Source organism: Paenibacillus sp. FSL H8-0283, assembly GCF_045040675.1.
Lineage (GTDB): Bacteria > Bacillota > Bacilli > Paenibacillales > Paenibacillaceae > Paenibacillus > Paenibacillus amylolyticus.
Genome location: NZ_CP150295.1, coordinates 3,491,215 through 3,511,687 on the forward strand (window position 1 = coordinate 3,491,215; position 20,473 = coordinate 3,511,687).

At 44.7% G+C, this 20,473-nt stretch carries 17 protein-coding genes; 10 read left to right on the plus strand and 7 right to left on the minus strand.

Annotated features, from left to right (window positions below; genetic code table 11):
• The first annotated feature begins 150 nt into the window (after window positions 1–150).
• A complete protein-coding gene (locus tag MHI52_RS15680) occupies window positions 151–1,473 on the plus strand; it encodes a 6-phospho-beta-glucosidase (RefSeq protein ID WP_076253107.1) in 1,323 nt (440 codons plus the stop codon).
• Window positions 1,474–1,623: 150 nt separating this feature from the next.
• On the opposite strand, the gene MHI52_RS15685 is transcribed toward MHI52_RS15680, so the two are convergent.
• Together MHI52_RS15685 and MHI52_RS15690 are read right to left on the minus strand one after the other, a co-directional pair.
• Window positions 1,624–2,589, minus strand: coding sequence for a LacI family DNA-binding transcriptional regulator (locus MHI52_RS15685; RefSeq protein ID WP_076253108.1), 966 nt, complete (start codon window positions 2,587–2,589; stop codon window positions 1,624–1,626).
• Window positions 2,590–2,822: 233 nt separating this feature from the next.
• Window positions 2,823–3,266, minus strand: coding sequence for a MarR family winged helix-turn-helix transcriptional regulator (locus MHI52_RS15690; RefSeq protein WP_076253214.1), 444 nt, complete (start codon window positions 3,264–3,266; stop codon window positions 2,823–2,825).
• A 116-nt stretch (window positions 3,267–3,382) separates the two neighbouring features.
• On the opposite strand from MHI52_RS15690, the gene MHI52_RS15695 reads away from it, so the two are divergent.
• From MHI52_RS15695 to MHI52_RS15710, 4 genes are all read left to right on the plus strand, one after another.
• Window positions 3,383–4,135: an SDR family oxidoreductase gene (locus tag MHI52_RS15695; protein ID WP_076253109.1), complete on the plus strand. Its 753-nt coding sequence runs from the start codon at window positions 3,383–3,385 to the stop codon at window positions 4,133–4,135.
• Between the two features lie 45 nt (window positions 4,136–4,180).
• Window positions 4,181–5,011, plus strand: a complete 831-nt coding sequence (locus MHI52_RS15700; protein WP_076253110.1) for an SDR family oxidoreductase — start codon at window positions 4,181–4,183, stop codon at window positions 5,009–5,011.
• Window positions 5,012–5,213: 202 nt separating this feature from the next.
• Window positions 5,214–5,606 (plus strand): helix-turn-helix transcriptional regulator, encoded by a 393-nt coding sequence (locus tag MHI52_RS15705; RefSeq protein ID WP_047843023.1) that lies wholly within the window; start codon window positions 5,214–5,216, stop codon window positions 5,604–5,606.
• Window positions 5,603–6,469: an aldo/keto reductase gene (locus MHI52_RS15710; protein ID WP_076253111.1), complete on the plus strand. Its 867-nt coding sequence runs from the start codon at window positions 5,603–5,605 to the stop codon at window positions 6,467–6,469. The genes MHI52_RS15705 and MHI52_RS15710 overlap by 4 nt, the downstream gene beginning before the upstream one ends.
• On the opposite strand, the gene MHI52_RS15715 is transcribed toward MHI52_RS15710, so the two are convergent.
• Window positions 6,463–7,812, minus strand: coding sequence for a response regulator (locus MHI52_RS15715; protein WP_076253112.1), 1,350 nt, complete (start codon window positions 7,810–7,812; stop codon window positions 6,463–6,465). The two genes, MHI52_RS15710 and MHI52_RS15715, sit on opposite strands and share 7 nt — an antisense overlap.
• The gene (locus tag MHI52_RS15720) at window positions 7,812–9,521 is read right to left on the minus strand and encodes a sensor histidine kinase (protein WP_036615670.1); all 1,710 of its coding nucleotides are present in this window, start codon (window positions 9,519–9,521) and stop codon (window positions 7,812–7,814) included. Before MHI52_RS15720 ends, MHI52_RS15715 begins: the two co-directional genes overlap by 1 nt.
• A gap of 317 nt (window positions 9,522–9,838) precedes the next feature.
• On the opposite strand from MHI52_RS15720, the gene MHI52_RS15725 reads away from it, so the two are divergent.
• The 5 genes from MHI52_RS15725 (at window position 9,839) to MHI52_RS15745 (ending at window position 16,106) form a co-directional block, all read left to right on the plus strand.
• Window positions 9,839–10,723: a sugar ABC transporter permease gene (locus MHI52_RS15725; protein WP_036616097.1), complete on the plus strand. Its 885-nt coding sequence runs from the start codon at window positions 9,839–9,841 to the stop codon at window positions 10,721–10,723.
• 18 nt (window positions 10,724–10,741) lie between these two features.
• Entirely contained in the window at window positions 10,742–11,611 is an 870-nt protein-coding gene (locus MHI52_RS15730; RefSeq protein WP_017688372.1) for a carbohydrate ABC transporter permease, read from the plus strand.
• Between the two features lie 49 nt (window positions 11,612–11,660).
• A complete protein-coding gene (locus MHI52_RS15735; protein ID WP_076253113.1) occupies window positions 11,661–13,346 on the plus strand; it encodes a hypothetical protein in 1,686 nt (561 codons plus the stop codon).
• Between the two features lie 72 nt (window positions 13,347–13,418).
• Window positions 13,419–15,134: a discoidin domain-containing protein gene (locus MHI52_RS15740; protein WP_051447402.1), complete on the plus strand. Its 1,716-nt coding sequence runs from the start codon at window positions 13,419–13,421 to the stop codon at window positions 15,132–15,134.
• 30 nt (window positions 15,135–15,164) lie between these two features.
• Entirely contained in the window at window positions 15,165–16,106 is a 942-nt protein-coding gene (locus tag MHI52_RS15745) for a family 43 glycosylhydrolase (RefSeq protein ID WP_051447401.1), read from the plus strand.
• A 78-nt stretch (window positions 16,107–16,184) separates the two neighbouring features.
• Here the strand turns inward: MHI52_RS15745 and MHI52_RS15750 are convergent, their stop codons facing one another.
• The 3 genes from MHI52_RS15750 to MHI52_RS15760 form a co-directional block, all read right to left on the minus strand.
• Complete coding sequence (locus tag MHI52_RS15750; RefSeq protein WP_036615666.1) at window positions 16,185–16,712, minus strand: DinB family protein; 528 nt, start codon at window positions 16,710–16,712, stop codon at window positions 16,185–16,187.
• A 149-nt stretch (window positions 16,713–16,861) separates the two neighbouring features.
• Window positions 16,862–18,883, minus strand: a complete 2,022-nt coding sequence (locus MHI52_RS15755) for an ATP-dependent DNA helicase (RefSeq protein ID WP_076253114.1) — start codon at window positions 18,881–18,883, stop codon at window positions 16,862–16,864.
• 60 nt (window positions 18,884–18,943) lie between these two features.
• Window positions 18,944–20,434, minus strand: coding sequence for a PLP-dependent aminotransferase family protein (locus tag MHI52_RS15760; protein ID WP_076253115.1), 1,491 nt, complete (start codon window positions 20,432–20,434; stop codon window positions 18,944–18,946).
• Window positions 20,435–20,473 lie beyond the last annotated feature (39 nt).

A 20,473-nucleotide genomic window follows, 5' to 3' on the forward strand; every position in this document is an offset into this window, starting at 1 on the left:
TTATTTGAGGTAACTATAGCACAAGTGATAAAGCGGTTTCAAGTTACAAATTAATCCCATTTAATTCCACTAAAAAAGTTCTTGACATGTAATGCATTACACAAGATAGAGTCCAAATTGAGAACACAATAGAACAAGGAGGACTTCAAAATGAAAAAGGGATTAAAAATTGTGACGATTGGCGGCGGATCGAGTTACACCCCAGAATTGATCGAAGGTTTTATCAAACGGCATCATGAACTTCCAATACGTGAATTGTGGCTTGTAGATATTGAAGCAGGAAGAGAGAAACTTGAAATTGTAGGAGCCATGGCTAAACGGATGGTAAAAGCGGCGGGAATCGACTGTGATATTCACTTGACGCTTAATCGAAGAGAAGCGTTGGCCGATGCCGATTTTGTCACCACCCAATTCCGGGTCGGCCTTTTGGAAGCTCGTATTAAGGACGAAACGATTCCGATTAGCCATGGGATGATTGGTCAGGAAACCAACGGAGCAGGTGGGATGTTCAAAGCATTCCGTACCATTCCGGTCGTTCTTGGAATTGTTGAGGACATGAAGGAACTTTGCCCAGATGCTTGGTTAATCAATTTCACGAACCCTGCGGGAATGGTAACGGAAGCTGTGCTCCAATATGGTAAATGGGAGAAGGTCATTGGTTTGTGCAATGTTCCGATTATTTCCTCCAAGAATGAAGCTGCTGTTCTGGAAAAAAATGAAGAGGAACTGTTCTTCAAATTTGCCGGTATTAATCACCTTCACTGGCACAAAATTTATGACCGAGATGGTAAAGAGCTAACTAAACAGGCCATCGAAAAGCTCTACGGTCCTGATGCCGAGCCAGAAAAAATGGTCGAAAATATAAAAAGTATGCGTTTCTTGTATGAGCAAATTCTCCAACTGGGTATGCTGCCTTGTCCTTATCACCGGTACTATTACATGACCGACAGCATGCTTGAAGAGGAAGTAGAAGCGGTCAATGGCGAAGGAACTCGCGGGCAGGTTGTGAAACGCCTGGAGGAAAGTTTGTTTGAACTTTATAAAGATCCTAACCTGAATTACAAGCCTAAGGAATTGGAAAAACGCGGAGGTGCTTATTACAGCGACGCAGCTTGTGAAGTTATTAATTCCGTATATAACAACAAGGGAACGCATATGGTAGTCAACACACAGAACCGCGGAGCAATTAGCGATCTACCATATAACAGTGCCATCGAAGTTACAAGTATCATTACAGCCCATGGTGCAGAGCCTGTTCACTTTGGCGCATTCCCGTCCGCACAAAAAGGGCTATTGCAGGTGATGAAGGCAATGGAGGAACTGACGATCGAAGCAGCGGTCACAGGAGATTATGCAACCGCTCTACAAGCATTCACACTTAATCCGCTCGTTACCAGCGGTGACATTGCTAAGGTAGTTTTAGATGAAATGTTGGAAGCGCATAAAGAACATCTTCCGCAATTTCACAAATAATTTATTTAGAGATTGAAGTCATTCAGGCCTGTCCCTCATATAGGGACAGGCCTGAATGTTGTTCGTTCATGAAGTTTAACGGGATGGAAGAGAAAAGAACTCATGATCTCAAATGGGCTCTTTTCTTCTTTTAAAAGGATGGATGTTGTTTTATGTAGATTTTCGTTCAATCAGTCTAAACTGAAGAGGATGAAGATTGGATGCCGAATTTTCCAGCATACTCATAATAATATTAAAGGCATTCTCTGCTTGTTTATCCACGGGGTAATGGATCGTTGTCAGATCCAGCAGGTGAGCGCTGTCTGTATTATCAAATCCCATGATTCCCACATCATCCGGAACCGAAAACCCCGAGCGTTGAATCTCCGTTAAAATACCTGCTGCTACCTCATCAGTCGAACAGGAAATGGCATCCGGCTTGTCCGTTTGTTCTATCCACCATCGCGCTATTTCCTCACCATCATGAATGGTGACTTTATTATGAAATTGCGGAAAGCCAGTGTTCTTCAACCCATGCTTCTGTACAAAATCCTCATAAGCTCTTATTCGCTCCAAGGTATTCTGTCCTTTGGACGAATACACGTTCAAAATTTTACGATAACCTCTGGCATACAGATATTCGAGACCCAGCGTATAACCTTGATATTGGTCCATAAATACGGACGGTATGGTGTCGCTGGTAAGACGCTGCCATGTTACAATTGGCCCATATTTCGTATAGGATTCGATGATATCCCACTCAATCGTCCGTACCAGACAAAGAAGGGCGTCCACCTGTTTACTGCGTAACATTTCAAGCGCTACAAGCTCCTTATCACGATCTCCGTCTGTCATAAAAAGCATAATGTTGAATCCGTATTTTTGGGATATCATGTGGAATGAACGGACAAGTGACATCAAAAGGGGATTGTAAGTAACACCCATAACACCGATGACTTTTGTCGCTCCATTTTTTAAGGACTTTGCATTCGAATTAGGGACATAATCCAATTGCTCAATGATGTTCAAGACTTTTTCTCTTGTTAAATCGCTTACATAAGGATGTCGATTAATTACCCTTGAAACGGTTGCTGTAGAAACGCCTGCAAGACGTGCAATCTCTTGAATATTTGCCATCTGATCCACCTCATCATTAAGGATAGCACGATTTTAATTGTTTACAAGGTAGAGGCCATCATCTCGATTTGTGACCAGATAATGGCATGTTAGATGTTGAAAACAAAAACTTAAATCCTCACAAAGTGACACGTATTTTTCATATACCTTCTACGTTGGTTGACAAACCAAAACCACGTTTGTTAGAAGCTCACCTTTAACAAACGTGGTCGAGAGGGCAGCTAGATAAGACGCTAAGAGCTTGAGTTTGTCCTTTCCGCCAGTTTAGTAATCAACTCGATATCTTGTTCGGTTAATTGTTCAAAAAAATGTTTGCGTATTGCCTTGGAGAGGTAGGGACGGGCATCATCTAACATTGATTTTCCAGAAGAAGTGATACTGACTTGTACTCCACGATCGTTGTCTAATGGTTTCTTCATCACGAGTCCACGTTTTTCCATACGCTTCAGATGATGAGATAATCGACTTTTATCCCAGTCCATAGAGTCGGCTAATTCCTGTTGGCGAAGGCTACCATCCCCAAAAAGGACTAATCGGTCCAATACTCCAAAATCACCCTCTGACAATCCTGAGTGATCGGCCATATCTTTGACGATACGACCGAAGATGGTCTGAAAGGAACCTTTCCACATATGCCATATTCGCATTTCTTCTTCGTTAAGTTCATTTTTATCCATAGGAGCATAATAACATGGTTGACGCGTCAACTTCAATGTGCTAAATTTGATCCAAGGTTGACGTGTCAACTTAGTTCATATGGACCCACCAATCACAAAAAAAGGAGATTATAACTATGCAAGATAAACCTGTCGCTCTGGTCACCGGGGCTAATAAAGGTATCGGCCTTCAAATTGCGAAGGATCTCACGAAACAAGGATTCACCGTGCTCGTTGGATCTCGCAGCCTCGAGAATGGAGAAACTGCCTCAAAAAGCATCGGTTCAGATTCACACGCTCTCCAGCTCGACGTTACAGATGAAAACTCCATCGCTGCTGCTGCAGAACGTATTCGGAACGAATTTGGTCGTCTCGATGTACTCGTGAACAATGCGGGGATCTCGCACGCAGGCAGATCGGGTGAACCATTTCCAAATGGTGGTGCAACGAGTGGTCTTTTGACCGTTGCTTCGCTTGAAGATATTCGTACAGTTTATGAGACTAATGTTTTTGGAGTTATTGCTGTTACGCAGGCGATGTTGCCACTTTTGCGGGAGGCCCCGGCAGCACGTATCGTCAACATAGGCAGTACCGGCGGCTCCCTTAGCTGGAACTCTATTCCCGAAAACTCGCATCGTGCGATGTTTGGTGCCTATTCGGCATCAAAATCAGCTGTTCATGCGGTGACACTTGCCTTTGCATTTGCGCTTGAATCAACAAACATCAAGGTCAATGCGGCATGTCCAGGCTTCACATCCACTGCGCTTAATAATTTTGCTGGTACTCGTAGTGTTGAACAAGGGGCTAGTGAAGCGGTCCGGCTGGCGATGATTGGAGCGGATGGCCCAACAGGAACATTCTCAGATGAGGATGGACCCATTGCTTGGTGATCATAGTTATACAATGAGGGTGAGTAACTTAAGGAGGATTTCATGATGCGCGTTTTCGTAACAGGAGCAACAGGCTACATCGGTTCCGCTGTCACCAGCGAACTTATTGAAAGGGGGCATCAGGTCATCGGTCTCGTGCGTTCAGACAGTAGTGCAGCGAAACTAAAAGAGTCCGGGGCCGAAGTACACCGCGGTGACATCAACGATCTTGACAGCCTCCGTAGTGGTGCAGCTGCTGCGGATGGCGTCATTCATCTGGCATTCCATCACGACTTCTCGAACTTCGCTGGAGCACTCACAACAGATCTGCATGCCGTAGAAGCGATGGGGGCGGCACTTGAAGGATCTGGCAAGCCGTTCGTAATCACCACACATGTGAATGGAGTGGCAACGGAGAACATGGTGTTAGCGCTGGCAGGGCGTGGAGTGCGTACATCGATTGTAGAGCTTTGTCCATCGGTACACGGTGAGGGTGACACAGGATTTGTGCCGAGCCTGATCAATATTGCCAAGATTAAGGGCTTCTCAGCCTATGTGGGAGAGGGGAACAACCGCTGGCCGGCTGTGCATCGCCTTGATGCCGCGCATCTATATTGTCTGGCGTTAGAAAAGGCACCCGCTGGTTCACGACTAGATGGGGTCGCAGATGAAGGAGTACCATTTTGCGACATCGCGAGTGCTATTGGTGAGCAGCTGAACGTACCTGTAGTCAGCATTTCACGCGAAGAGGCAGATGCCCATTTTGGCTTTCTCAGCACACTCGCATCGCTCGATATCCCGAGATCAAGCATTGCAACTCAGGAACTTATGGGATGGCGGCCAGTGCAACCTGCACTGATTCCCGACCTTAAACAGTCTCATTACTTCAACAACTGATTGGAATTTTCACGCCTTTTTAAAAAAATAACAACCATTAATAGAAGACACTCCATTCGTCAGGGGTGGCTTCTTCTTTTGCTAATGTATTCTTAAGACGTGGAAAAAATAGGTTCTTGAATTTCTTTCCCGATGTACAGCCGAATCCGAGATTGTGATAGGCTGTATCTACAAAAGTATTACACATTCTAAATGGAAGGGGATGATTTACCTGGATCAGGAACTTGCGACCACGATTGCTATCGAATTTAAGAACAATCAGAAGGTGTTGAATGCGATCGGTGACGAAACCCGGCAAGCCATCCTCATAGCCTTGATTCAAGGGCCGCAAAAACCCGGCATGCGCGTAGGAGAGATCAGGATGAAAACTCATCTTTCCCGACCGACCGTATCACATCATCTGAAAATATTGAAAGAATCACAGATAATAAGTGTTCGTAAAGAAGGAACTCTCAACTATTACAGCCTTGACTCCGGTAGCAAGTTGAAATTGTTGAAAAACCTGGTGAACGAGATAGAAAAGTTGCTAACGCAATGTGAAGAACAAGCATCGGAACAACAATTAGAAAAAACGGGGAGGGGGAGTTGCGAATGAATCAGACAGTCGCAGCGGCAAACGGAGTGGACATTCCTCAACTCGGGTTCGGCCTATATAAGATCAAAGACGGGGGGACCTTCGAAAGGACTGTCGAGGAGGCTATTCGAATGGGTTATCGCCATTTCGATACGGCCAAAATTTACGGTAATGAAGCGGCGCTAGGTCGGGTCATCCAAAACAGCGGCATTCCCAGGGAGGAGTTCTTCATTACCTCCAAGGTATGGACGACAGACCTGGGGTACCGTGCGACGAAAAAGGCGTTCGAGCAGACTTGCCAGAAGCTGAACGTAACATATCTCGATATGTATTTGATTCATTTTGCCGGTCCTCAATACGTGAACGCCTGGAAGGCGATGGAAGAGTTATACGACGCAGGTAAAATCAAAGTTATAGGTGTAGCCAATTTCGAGATCCGGCATCTGGAGCATCTGAAGAAACATTCCCGGATTTCGCCGTTGGTAAATCAGATCGAGACCCATCCGGAATTTCCGCAACACGAATTGCATGATTATATGGTTCGGCATCGGATTCTGCATGAGGCTTGGGGACCGTTGGGGCAGGGAAGCAAAGCGCTGCTGGAGCATCCGGAGCTGGTGGCAATTGCCCTTTGCCATCAGAAATCGGTTGCGCAAGTCATTTTGCGCTGGCATCTGCAACGCGGAATTATTGTCATCCCCAAATCATCGAATCCTCAACGGATAAAAGAGAACAAAGAAACATTCGACTTTGAGTTGAATGAGAAGGAAATGGAACAAATACGACGGTTGGACACGGGTAAAAGATATTCCGTAAGTCCAAATGGCTACATGGTCAACCCGATTTATATCAATTTGATGAAATTATTTATTCGTTCTCATTGATGGATCATATTTCTGCGGTACTGGTAGGGCGTAACTCCATATTCGACTTTGAACAACTGGATAAAATATTGATTTTTTCGGTAACCAACCATCTGCGCTATATCGGCTACACGGAGTTCCGAATCTTGAAGCAATTGAGAAGCCTTCTCCAACCTTTTCCTGGAAATGTAGTTTGACACATTTTCGCCCGTTTCTTGTTTGAATAGTTTGGAAAAATAAACAGGATGGAGATGTGCAACTTTCCCCAGTTCATCCAGGCTAAGGCCATGTGACAGATGGTCTTCGATATACGTTTGTACTTTGTCAACGATAGTTTGAATGGACATCTGTTTGTTGTTTCTGATTCGACTGACCCGATCCATGAGAGTTGAGGATAGTTCATCAGGATACCGTAACTGGTTGAATATCCACTCCACGGTTTCAGAGGGATCGCGATCCTTATCCGTTAGATATACATATAGAATGGTCTCCATGAGAAAGATTATTTTTTGTTTATGGAGATGGAAGTGATCATATTTTTTAATGATATTTCCCGCGGACTCCCAATCACCGCATGACGGAGAATGGTTGAATATGCCATTGAAGTCGTCTGAGTATACGTCCTCATTAAGAAAGAACCTGTAGAACATCTGTCGGGTCAAATTTCGATCAGTCAACAAAAATGGAGGAGACGCGACCGATTGCTCCAGTTTGATGGTCAGTTCTGCAGCAGCTTCTTCCGGAACAAGACCGAACAGTCCCGTTCCCGCAGCCCACACGAGACGATCCAATTTGTCTCCGACAGCATGTTTTATAGCATCCTCATGTTCCTGTGTGAAACCCTCCAGCTTGAAGCAGCACATACGACGATGACCTAAAAATTCAGTATACGCATCATATTGCTTCCTTAATGTCTCATTGTGAACAAGCAAGGAAAGCAGATACTCCAATCCATCGAAGTTCTCCCATGCAACAGATTGAGCGGGCTTAGTCTTTGTAATATTGTTGATGGCTTTGGACATGGCTTTCTCCACATCATCTTTGTCGACAGGTTTGAGCAAGTAGTCCAGCGCACCTAAACGGATTCCTTGTTGCGCATATTCGAACTCGGAGTAGCCAGAAAGGATGATCACTTTGGTTGGCAAGTTATGTTGGTGGATATGTTGAAGCAGATCAATACCGGAAACCTCAGGCATTCGTATGTCAGTGATCAGAATATCGATGTGGTTTTGAGTCAACATCTCTCGGGCTTCAATCGAATTGGTCATCGTCTCGATCTGATCAATGCCAAAGGTGTTCCAATCGAGCAAGTGCTTCATATACTCAACGACATAATGTCCGTCATCCACAATTAATAATCGCATTAGTTATCTCCTTTCACCACGGGAATGCTGATGAGCAGCAGCACGGACAAGCCGCCCCAATCATTAGTAGTAAAATGTAACCCGCTACGTTCGCCGTACGTATTTTTCAGACGTTGATTTACATTCCAGAGCCCTACGCCTTTAATTCCTTCAGGCGGGGTATCACTCTCAAGCCGAGCCTCCAGACTGCGGATAGCATCCAGTGAAAGACCTTTACCGTCATCGGAGACCTTGATCGTTATCGCAGTCTCCGTCTGTTTTACTTCAATCGTCACCCGATGGGCACCTTGTTGTCCTTCAATGCCATGTTGAATCGCATTTTCAACCACTGGCTGGATTATCAGCGGCATGAGGTGAAGGGAGGACAGTTCTGGCGGCAGATCAATACTGTACTCCATTTTTTTGCTAAGAGCCATAATGATCAAGAAATGTTCCGCAAACTGAAGCTCGCTTTCCAGCGTGACTTCATGCCGGTCCAACTTGGTTAAATAACGATAATATTCAGCTAGATGTTTGCTCATGCGCATGACAGAATCAGGTGAGAATTGAGCCACCGACATGATGAAAAACAAACTGTTGTACAAAAAATGGGGATTGATCTGAGCCTGGAGTTGTTGAAGTTCCGCACTTCGTCTTAGTTCCGTTTCAGTCTTCAAGGATACGAACAGATCCTGGATCTCGGTAACCATATGATTAAAACTTCTGAACAGGCTGTAAAACTCTCTATCCGTATTTTCGGTAATACGAGTATTATGATTGCCTTGTTCAACCTGTGAAAACTTCCGCTCCAACAAACGAATATTACGGTAATAGTTCCGGTAAAACGTAAAGATCACAAACAGACCAAGCGTGAAAACGGCTAAAATGCTGGCAAAAAAAACTTTGCGGTTGCGGTCAATCGGTTGCAGAAAATCATTCGTCTGTGTATATGTAATCAGGTAGGCGTCGATTGATTCAATATATCGGGAAAGAACATAGTAATCGTCCGACTTGGTGTGATAATCATATTTCAACGTGATCTCCGGCTGTGGAGAAAGCATATCGGTAACCGCTTTCAATAGATCGTTGTCGACTTCTTTCTCACTCCATAACTGATGGGAATTAAACCAAAAAAAAGCGTTTGAGCTGTCGTTGTTCACAGCCTTTTTCAGCAGATTTTTCAAATAATCGGTATTCAGCTTTACACCAACGACGTACTGAGTCGGTTCATTTTGTCCGGATTTTTGGATGTAAGGGTAGAGGGCAAAGTAATACAAGCGATTGCCGACGATTTGCCATCCCCGTTGATGAACATCCTTGAACGGAAGTCTCGCCTCCGGCGTACTGTTGGTGGACAGAAATGTTTCTTCAGACTTCCAGTAAATGCCGATCGATTCAATCGATCGACTGGATAGTAGCGTTTGCCGCAAGCGATCAACGATATCGTTTTTCTTCATTTGGGAATCGTAATTGCTCAGCTCGATAACATGCCTCTGATAAAACCGGACATCACTGTCTGCCGCATACTGAACCCCGTACATATTAGCCTCGTATATAATCCCGTCAAGAATGCCTTTCACATAATCAAGCTGGTTTTTGGAAGCACTAATCAGATTTTCTTCAAGTGTCTTGGAGCTTAATCGGTTCATCACGAAAAACAAACTTAACGTCAGCAGCAGAAAAAAAACAAAGAAATAGATGAATCGCTTCATATACATTTTTCTGATCATATATGTTTCCTTTCATATCGCCAAACGCAGAAGTTTAAAATCCATATCGAATTAACTTTAATATAAGCCAAACCTTCAAAAAGCGGAAGGGTAGCAACGACGATAAATGAAAGCGGTTTTAAAGTGCTTCAGGGTGGGGTGATGATCTTGAGATTTTGGCATTTTGGAGTGAAAGCGCTTTTGTTAAGCTTATCTTCAAGGATCGCTTTCGAAGAACCATCATAGAGGAGGTATGCAACATTAACGAGATTGTACCCGCCAGATCCGCGAAAAAAACAAAAACAAAGCTATCCCAGCGGACTTCATTCAAAAAGGAAATCAAGAAAAGCTGGCCTTTGTACGTACTGTGTATTCCCGCATTTGTGTTTGTCTGCATCTTTTCTTATGGCCCGATGGTAGGTTTGCTCATGGCATTTCAGGACTACAAACCATGGCTGGGCATCACAGGTTCACGGTGGATCGGGTTAGATAATTTCGAACGAATTTTCCAGTATAAAGAAGCCACACAAGCGATTGTTAATACGTTAATTATCGCCGTTTCTAAAATTATCGTTGGTATTATCGTTCCAATCGTCATGGCTATCCTGCTGAGCGAGATTCGAAATATGGGCATTAAGAAAAGTGTTCAGACACTGGTGTATCTGCCGCATTTCTTGTCCTGGGTAACGGTCGCGGGGTTGATGATCGACATTCTGGGATTAGACGGAGGAATCAATCACATCTTGACACGTATTTTCGGGAACGATCCCATTTACTTCTTGGGTGATCCTGATCTGTTTCGATTTACGGTTGTGATCAGCGATGTGTGGAAGAGCTTTGGCTTTGGCATGATTGTTTATCTGGCGACCATTGCGGGAATTAATCCATCTTATTACGAAGCGGCCGAGATCGATGGTGCCACACGCCGGCAGCAAATTCGATACGTAACTTTGCCTAGCATGTTGCCCATGATTATCGTCATTTCTACGCTGAGTCTGGGCAATATTCTGGACGCGGGCTTTGATCAGGTTTTCAATCTGTACAATCCGCTTGTCTACAGTACGGGAGATATCATTGACACCTATGTCTACCGTTCATCCTTGTTAAACGGGCAATACGGCTTCGGGACCGCTGTAGGACTGTTCAAATCGGGAATTAGCTTGATCTTGATCGTTGTCTCTTACAGGCTGGCCTATAAGTATGCCAATTACAAAATATTCTAACAAGGAGGGAGAGGGATCATGTACCATAAAACGACAGGTTATAGAGTATTCTCCTATTTTAATTACGCGTTCATGATACTGGCGGGTCTGGCGTGTTTTCTTCCACTGCTTCATCTGTTGGCGCAATCTCTAAGCAGTAAAGCGGCCATTAGCGGTAATATGGTTTCATTTTGGCCGGTGGGGTTCAACGTGGATGCCTATGTAAAAACGTTCAACAATTCTAATTTCAACGGTGCCATGCTGACATCCATCACTCGAACCGTATTGGGTACAACCATCAGCATGTTTATCCTTACCTGTGCAGGATATGCCTTGTCCAAGGAATTCCGGGGACGCAATGTGCTCATGTGGTTTTTTATCTTTACCATGCTCTTCTCGGGGGGATTGATACCTTCTTACATATTGATCACAGCCCTTGGATTAAAGGATACCATATGGGCTCTTGTGTTACCGGGCGCTTTCGGTGCTTATAATTTGATTCTTCTCGTCAATTTTTTCAAAACGATTCCAAAAGCCCTGGAAGAAGCAGCTTTCATTGACGGAGCTTCCTTTTTCGTAATTCTCAGCAAAATATATTTACCATTATCTCTGCCTGGCATAGCGACCGTATCCTTGTTCATTATGGTGGGGCACTGGAACTCCTGGTTTGACGGGATTTTGTACATGTCGGATGCAAGTAAGTATCCGCTGGCTTCGTTCTTACAGACTGTTGTCGTGCAGAGCAATATGCAAAATATGGCGATGAGCCAATCTGAAGTTGCAGCCATGTCGGAGCAAAGCATCAAAGCAGCGCAAATTTTTGTAAGCACGCTACCGATCATTTTGGTCTATCCTTTTTTACAACGATATTTCGTGAAGGGAATTGTACTAGGAGCCGTCAAAGAATAATTAGGATGACGACAAACAAATTGAGTATGAGTGAAGGGGGCATGTTTCCATGAAGAAAAGAACTGATTTATGGAAAATGGTAAGTATGGTTATGCTGTCGGCTGTTCTTATGGCTGGCTGTAGCAAAGGGGAGAGTGCTTCCGAGACCGCACCGGCATCGGTGCTTAAGGACGGAAAATATGACCCACCGTTTACAATTACCATCGCCAAACAACAGGATGAAAATGCTGGAAAGTACATCAACGGTGAGACGTTGAATGACAATGTATTGACCCGTTGGGGCGAACAAAACCTGGGTATCAAAATCCAAACCACCCTGCTGGGAGGTGATGCTTCACAATATAATACCAAGCTGCGGCTGGCACTGACGGGTTCCGAGAAACTACCAGACGTTCTGCCTGTCTATGATACCATGCTGGTCAATGATCTGATCGAGTCGGGGCAGGTCAAGGAGATTACAGAAGACATCTCAACCTACATGCCTGACCGGATAAAAGAAATATACAAACAATACCCAACCACCTTCAATCCAGTGGTTAGGGAGGGTAAGGTCTACGGAATGGCGATCGCGCCGAATTTGACGGAAGGCGAAGTCATGTTGATCCGCCAGGACTGGTTGGACAGATTGAATTTGAAAGCGCCAACAACGATTGATGAGTTTGAACAAGTCATCGCGGCGTTCACTAATGAGGACCCAGATGGGAACGGCAAGAAAGACACATACGGCTTTACTTTTTCAGGTAAAGATTCCTACAACACGGGCTGGGTCAGCGATCCAGTCATGATATTCAGCGCATACACGGGCAAACATCTTCCAAGGCAATGGCATAACGACAATGGCAAACTCACCTATGGATCTGTGGCTCCTGGCAACAAAGAGGCACTTGCCAAGTTACGCGATTGGTATGCACAAGGGTACTTGAACAAAGAATTGGCCACCCAAGGTGCCTGGGATGCACTGTCTGATTTTACGGAGGGGAAAGCTGGTATCATCATTGGTCGTCCTTGGCTGTACGACAGTGTGAAGGACGTAGAGAAAAATGTGGAGGGTGCAAAAATCAGCGCTTATCCGACCATTCAAGGTGTGAACGGTGATAAGACCTACCAATCCGCCCAGTTGAACGATGGTGTGTTCATGTTTAACAAGGATTTTCAGAACATGGAAGCCTTCTTCCTGTACTACGATAAAATGTACGACGCAGCGTTCAGCACGGGAGAGTTCAAATACGGCTACGCTCAAGGATACGATTACGATATCGTTAACGATGAAGTCACTTTTGATCCAACGAAATTCAATACGCCATTAGAGGCTGTGCAGGGTGTTGGGAAAATGGCATTTACCAAAAATACACCGAGTGTTGATGGCCCCGGCCAATCCTACTACGATCTGGCGAATGGGGTTAAAGCCGACACGGGTGTCCTCATTCAGAGCGCCTCGAAGGATCAAACGACGCAGGACGGATACCGGATTTCGTATGAAAACAGAGATGTTTTACTGCCAAATGAGTTTAACGGTCCACCAACGCCAACGATGCAAAATGTGTGGGAACAGTTGACCACCATGGAACAAGAGACGTTCACCAAAATCATATATGGCAATGAGCCGCTTGAAGTATTTGATACCTTTGTGAAACAGTGGCATGAAAAAGGCGGAGACACCGTGATCGAAGAAGTTAATGAATGGTACAACCAAGCCAGCGAGACGGATGTAATGACACTGATGAATTTGAAATAAAATCTAGTTTCACCTGAACCAGCCTTCCGGCAACAGGAAGGTTGGTCTTCTAAAAAAAGGAGATGATGAGACATGATCAAAGGTAAATCGTGGATGGCTATCGTCATTGCATTGATGTTGTTAACAGTTCATTTAACGTCCTCAGCTCAAACCGTTCACGCTGCTGGTGAAGAGACCCATGTTGCTGCAACATTGTTTGTGCTAAAGAATGAATCCGAAGTATCCAATGCCAAAATCCATTGGGCACCTGTCCAGGGAACTACTGCATACGAGTTATATAGATCCGAGAACAATGAGCCCTATGATTTATTACAGACCCTAACCGGTACAACGACGGATGATTATGACCTCAACATAGGTAGTACGTACAAATACCAAGTGAAGGCATATGGCGGAACTTCCTTGTTAACCTCCGCTGTCTCGCCAGAATATACCCCTTACAGCCTTCCAGAAAACCTCACAACTTTTGATAACACAACGCAATCAACGCTTATGCTCCCGAATGAACTTAAAGTGGGAGACACCTACTACAGATTCAATTTCGTGCAAAAGTCATCAGGCGGTTTTGGCGAAATGATTCAACAGACGTCAACGGATGACATCACCTACGGTAACGACAAAGTGGTCCTGTCCTACACGGATCATCCCGATCTGGCCAACTCTAAATTTGAAGGGATCAATATCCTATATCACGCGCCCACGAACAAATTTGTTTTTTGGGCTCACTATGAGAACAGTACAGACTACACACTTGCCAGAGTATCGGTGGCTTCGGCCACGCCTGGAGAAGACTTTACATTTCACAAAAGCTTTCGACCGGAAGGGAACCAATCCCGGGATATCTCCATTTTCAAAGATGATGATGATTCGGCGTATCTGATCTCTACGGCCAATAATAATTCGGACACCATCTTATATAAGTTAACCTCCGATTGGTTGGATGTGGATCATCAAGTTTCTGTTATTTATCAAAATCAACACAGGGAACTGCCCAAGATGATCAAAAAAGATGGCATTTATTATTTGTTCTCTTCCCAAGCGGCAGGTTGGTATCCGAGTATACCCTTGTATTCATCAGCAACAAGCATAGACGGAGATTGGTCTGAATTGCGGACGATTGGCAACACGTCAACCTTCTCGGCGCAGTCGGGTTCCGTCATGCGGGTGAAGCCAAATACGGGCAACAACGTGGTTATGGTTGCGTATCGCTGGATGTTCGGCTGGGCAGGTACGCAAAATGGAACAACAGAGGAACGACTGCTTCCCGTTTGGTTCTCTGATGGTTACGCATTTTATGATTATTTTGATCAAGTCCTGTACAACACAAGCGATGATGTTGTCGTTCCCGTTCAGAATGGAAAACTGCTGTCACAAGGTAAACCGGCAACAGCCCAAACGGTTACTGGAACAAATCCGGCAAGTTATGCTAATGATGGCAACTATCAAACCGAATGGGTAGGCACAGGCAGTTCCTGGCCACATTGGTGGAAGGTCGATCTCGGCTCTGTTCAACAGTTGAATAATGTGCAAATCTCCTGGTGGATGCAAAAAGGCTCCGAAGGTTATTACAAATACAAAATCGAGACCAGTACGGATAATATAAACTGGACCGTGGCATTGGATCGAACTAATAATACATCTTACGGTTTCACATCAGATACGCTATCGAGCACTGCTGCCAGGTATGTACGAATTAATATGCAAAATGCGGCACTTCATAACAACCCCAACAATTGGTACACGCCAAGACTATGGGAAGTGAAGGTATTTGGATCGGACACCAATTAACGATGTTCTTAAAAGAAGAGAGGTAACGGTGTGAATAATCAATTAACCAATGGTGGCATCTGGAATGATTCAAGCGGTAATCCAATCCATGCTCATGGTGGACATATGTTATTCCATGATGACTATTATTACTGGTATGGCGAAGATCGGAGAGACGATATATATGTGAGTTGTTACCGTTCCAAAGATCTATTCAACTGGGAGTTTCGAAACCATATCTTGACCACCTCTACACCAGCTGCACCCATTCGAGTTCGGACGAATCTGGCATTAGTGAACGATAAAGGTGGAAAAGTAAATCTCGAACGGCCTAAAGTGCTTTTCAACGCGGTGACCAAAAAGTTTGTACTCTGGGCTCACTATGAGAATGGTAACAATTACAACGATGCCGCATGCGCCATTGCCACATCGGATTCTCCGGATAGTCATTTCGTGTATCATGGCAGCTTTAATCCGTACGGGTATATGTCGCGTGACTGCACGCTCTTTCAGGACGAAGACGGGGCAACGTATTTTATTTCAGCTGCCAGAGACAATGCAGACCTGCACATCTATCGTCTGCAGGAAGATTACCTTAATGTCGAAAGTCTTATCGGAAAGGTGTGGCAGGGGGAGTATCGGGAGGCGCCAGCCGTCTTCAAACGGAAAGGGAAGTATTATATGGTGACCTCATTTTGCACGGGTTGGGCTCCCAATCAAGGGAAATACGCGATGGCTAATACGATGGATGGTCCATGGGGGATGCTCAGCGATTTTGGCGATGAAACGACGTACCAAACGCAACCAGCGTTTGTGCTGAAACGATCAGCGGAGGAGTATCTGTATTTTGCAGATCGCTGGAACGGATCGGATTATTTTCAGTCCAGCTATGTGGTACTGCCCATTGAATTCAATGGGGACATTCCGATTCTAAATGATTATTCCACATTATCTTTGCGAGAGGACGCACATCGGATTCATTTTGAACGATAATTTGAACGATAAAACGACTGATGAGAAAAGACTTTGATCCTACAGCGAATGCAGGTTCAAAGTCTTTTTGGATGAATTTTATAATTTCAAATCCAACGAATAGCGATCGCGAAGTACTGAACAATGGTGGAGCTCATGTCCAGCCATAACAAATGCAATCGATCGAGCTGAAGCAGTGTTATCACTGACGATCCCTCTACAGAGCCATGCTTCCGGGGTGAGGCGACGAAGCATAAGAATGGTTGAGCGGCGTGTGACGGCATATTCTTCGCTCAAATCGGCCAGGGTATACGCATTGAAAGGGTGGGTCTGCATAAGCACGTCCTGGTCGTAGCCGGGATGATTCGCTTGCTCACCTCTGGCGATGCGAAGCAATCGGCTGCTCATGATGCGTTCGTTATCCAAAAGGTGACCGATGACCTCTTTCACGCTCCATTTGCCTTCGGCGTACCGATAATTTGCTTGCTCCTCTGTCAATGAAGAGAGCAAAGTTGGTATGATATTGGCTTGCAGCTCTAAGCGTTCGATGATGTTCCCTTCAGGAACAAGCTGGATGTACCCTTTATAATAAGCTGCATATTCCTCTGTAGTTGGTCTTTCAACCATAGTAATGCCTCCTTTGGGATTCGTAGATCTGGAATATATTGTAGCATAAATCTTACTTCCAGCATTTAAATTGGCCCTTCCGCTTGATAGGTGGAAGGGCTGCTTCATGTAATTTAGGCAGTTTTTCAAGGTTACGTGTTATTCCACTTCTAATCCGTACGTCGTATTCCTTTATTTTGGACAAACTTCTCCAAAACCGCAAAATCCTCTGTCAGTTTTTTGAACGGTAACGTGTCCAGCACCTGTTCCCGATAACTCTTTTTGGCCGCTGCGCTGAGACGAGAGTCAAGTATGCTGAGTATGCCGAGGTCCGTTTCACTTCGAATCAAACGACCCGTTCCTTGCCGTAACCGAAGAAGCATGTCCGGTACAAATACCTCCATGAACGAATTCTCCGTTACAGATGCCTTATATTCATATACAGGATCCGATGGAACAGGGAAGGGCAGACGGAAAATAATGACCTGCGACAGGTCAGACCCCTCGATATTCACGCCTTCCCAGAATACACCAGTACCCAGGAGGACACCTTTGCTTTTCCTGAAATCGGCGATGACACTGTCCTGTGATGATCCCTCTTTTTGAACATGGAGTGCCCACGTATATTCATTAGCCCTTGAGATCAACTTTTTGTGAATGTATTTCATGTCCTCTTTTGCTGAAAAAAGGACGATTGTTCTTCCTTGAGTTAGATTACAGAGTTGAACCAATTCCTTATAAGCTGCTTCAAGATAGATTTCGCGCTGGTCATGTTGGTAATATGGAATTTTGTTCGAAATGTACATCGTGGCATGGTTGGTGTAGTCAAAAGGGGAGGGTTGGCGCTCTAAGAAATCTCCCTTATAACCAAGGGAGTGCGTCATATAAGAATATTGTTCCTCCAGCGTATCCCCGCCTTGGCACAGCGTTGCTGATGTTAGGATTACAGGTACCTTACCATTAAATAAAGCGTATTTCAGAAATTGGCTTATATCTTTGGGACAGATGCTGATTGTGGTTACTCTAAGGGGGCTGCTTGCCCATAAAAGATAGTTGTCCTCAATTTCAGATAAGACACGAATGAGGGTAATAAGCCCGTTGATGGCTTCAAAAGCGTCATCGATCTCCCGCTCGTGGCGTGAGGTCAAAATGGAAAGTCGCAGACTGAGATCTTTTAAATCGTTTAAGACTTGGTTTAACGGTATTCCTTTGATTTCCGACACTTTGATTCGGTCGTTATCCTGCTTGGCATGGTGGAGCAGATCCGCGTTTACCTGTTTGAAGATGCGCTCAGCGCAGTTTTTGATGAACTTGGATTGTGAGAAGAGACTTTTATCCCCGGACTGCTTCGTTAGAAGCTGCACCGTGTTATCCAGAATGCGGCAGATTCCCCGATAAGTGAACTCGAGTGTTCTGGCATCCCGAACTTTTGCTTCCAGATTATGCGCTTCATCAATGACGATCAGAGCAGGCTGTTCTGAGATGATGCTCTTGGTTCCTTCTTTTTTCTTCATCAAATCTCGTATGAGCAAGTCCTGGTTCACGATAATAAAATCAATCTCGTGAGCTTTTGCATTTAATTTCGCTCTCATATCGTAAAACAAACATGCAGTTTTATGATGACAACGTTCAAATTTGCAATCATTCACGGAAACGTGGGACCATTCGGCATCACTAACCCCAGCTTTAATATCGGCTCTTTCATCAATTTCATAATCTAATATGCGCTGCGCAAGGGTAGACACGGAGGAGTTTGCATCATCAAGATTGATCCATTCCGCTGCTCTACTTCGGCAGGCATACTGACCCATGCCTTTTCCCACGACGGAGCGAACCGTTGAGAATCCCAATCGACTACCAATAATCCTTAAATCTTTATGTATCTGTTCCGAGAGCTGAATGGAGGATGTCGCTATAATGACTGGTTTCTGAGACATTTGATTCGTGAGCAGACTTGGGATCAGGTACGCAAAAGACTTACCGATTCCGACACCAGCTTCAATCATGGCATTATGCCCATGGATATAAGCATCGGCGATATCGAGAGACATTTCTTGCTGTCCGATCCGCTCTCTAAGGCCAATTCGGGGGAACCGGTCATATATTCGGAAGATGGCGTTAACCAAAGAACGTTCGATTTCCTTGTCCGGTTCCTGCTTATTTATTTTATAAAGTTCATTTAACCAATTCATAACGATCGCCCCTCTTCCGAATGATGATCTTCTTGTACTACATTTTGGAGACGATTTACCTCACAATGCAGTTGTAACGGCATTTTTTAATCTGGATACGCCTTCCTGTAATTGTTCATCTGACAAATGTGCAAAAGACAAATAGATACCATACTTCGTACCAACAGACGTTGAACTGCTGACTTCTGAGTATACCACACCTTGTGACCGAGCTGATTCCCGAAAGGCCTCATAAGTGGTCACATTACCTCGCCACCAGCCAAACACGTGGAGACCCGCTTCATTCTCCACCCAATCAAACCATGTAGAGAGCTGCTTGTTCAAAAGTTTGAGTAACAGATGGAATTTCCGACTGTATAATCGATTCATTCTGCGCAGATGACGTTCATATTGACCACTTGTCATGAATGCAGCTAATGCCCGTTGTTCGATCAGGTTGACGGGTCTTGGCTCGTATAATGCCTGTGCCTTTCTAAAGGTATCTGCTAAGGTAGGGGGAAGAACCACATAACCAAGTCGTACTTCTAAAGGCAAGGTTTTGGTAAAGCTACCCAGGTAGATTACACGTCCTGCTTTATCGAGTGTTTTCAGTGGTTCAACATGCATTCCGCGATATCGGAATTCACTATCATAATCATCCTCAACAATCATGGCATCATTTCGCTGTGCCCAGTCCAGCAAGGTTTGTCTGCGTTCCAGACTGAGCATTTCACCAGTAGGAAATTGTCGTGACGGCGTGACAAACATCATACGTGCTTCCCAGTCCTGGGGCACAACGCCCTGACCATCGAGATTAGCTTCAATCAACTTTGCACCCGCAGCCAATATGGCTTTAGAAATCCCGACATAACAAGGACTCTCTGTCACTACATAATCCCCAGGATCTGCAAGTAATTGAGTGAGTAGAGCTATAGCTTGCATGGAGCCTGCAGTTACTGCAATATGATCCGGATCAACTTGAATGCCCCGCATCCTCCGAAGATAGGCAGCAATGGCTTCTCTCAATTTCGGATCCCCGGTTGAACTAACCATGGCAGAGGTTGTTTTCAGGTGATGCTCACGCTGCCTTATCTCTGCATACAATCGATTATTCCATTCATCGTAAGGAAACTTGGAGAAATCAGGTTGATATTTGCTAAAGTCGATCACTTCGTCGCTATTCATTCTGGAATCAAGTGTATGAGCATTGGACGGTGTATTTGTTTGAATCGACTGCTGTTCAAACTGCTGAATACGATTTCCCCAGGCGGATAAGTGATGCGTACAAGCTTTCTCGGTGGATGCATCATTGCTTAAGTCCAACTGATAAGCAACAAAGGTTCCTCTTCCATGCTCTGAATGAATGTAACCTTGAGCAGTCAACGTATCATAGACCTGATTCACGGTTCCTCTGGAAATGTGATACGTCGCGGCTAACTCTCGAGTAGAGGGTAACTTCTCGCCATGTATAAGATTACCTTCATGAATTGCATCACGAATGGCATGATAGAGGGCCTTCATCTTGGTATATTTTCGGTTCAAATATGAACTGTAAGCTACATGAAATTGCATAGGACCTCCAGAGTTATCATTGAAGTGGTACAATAAAAA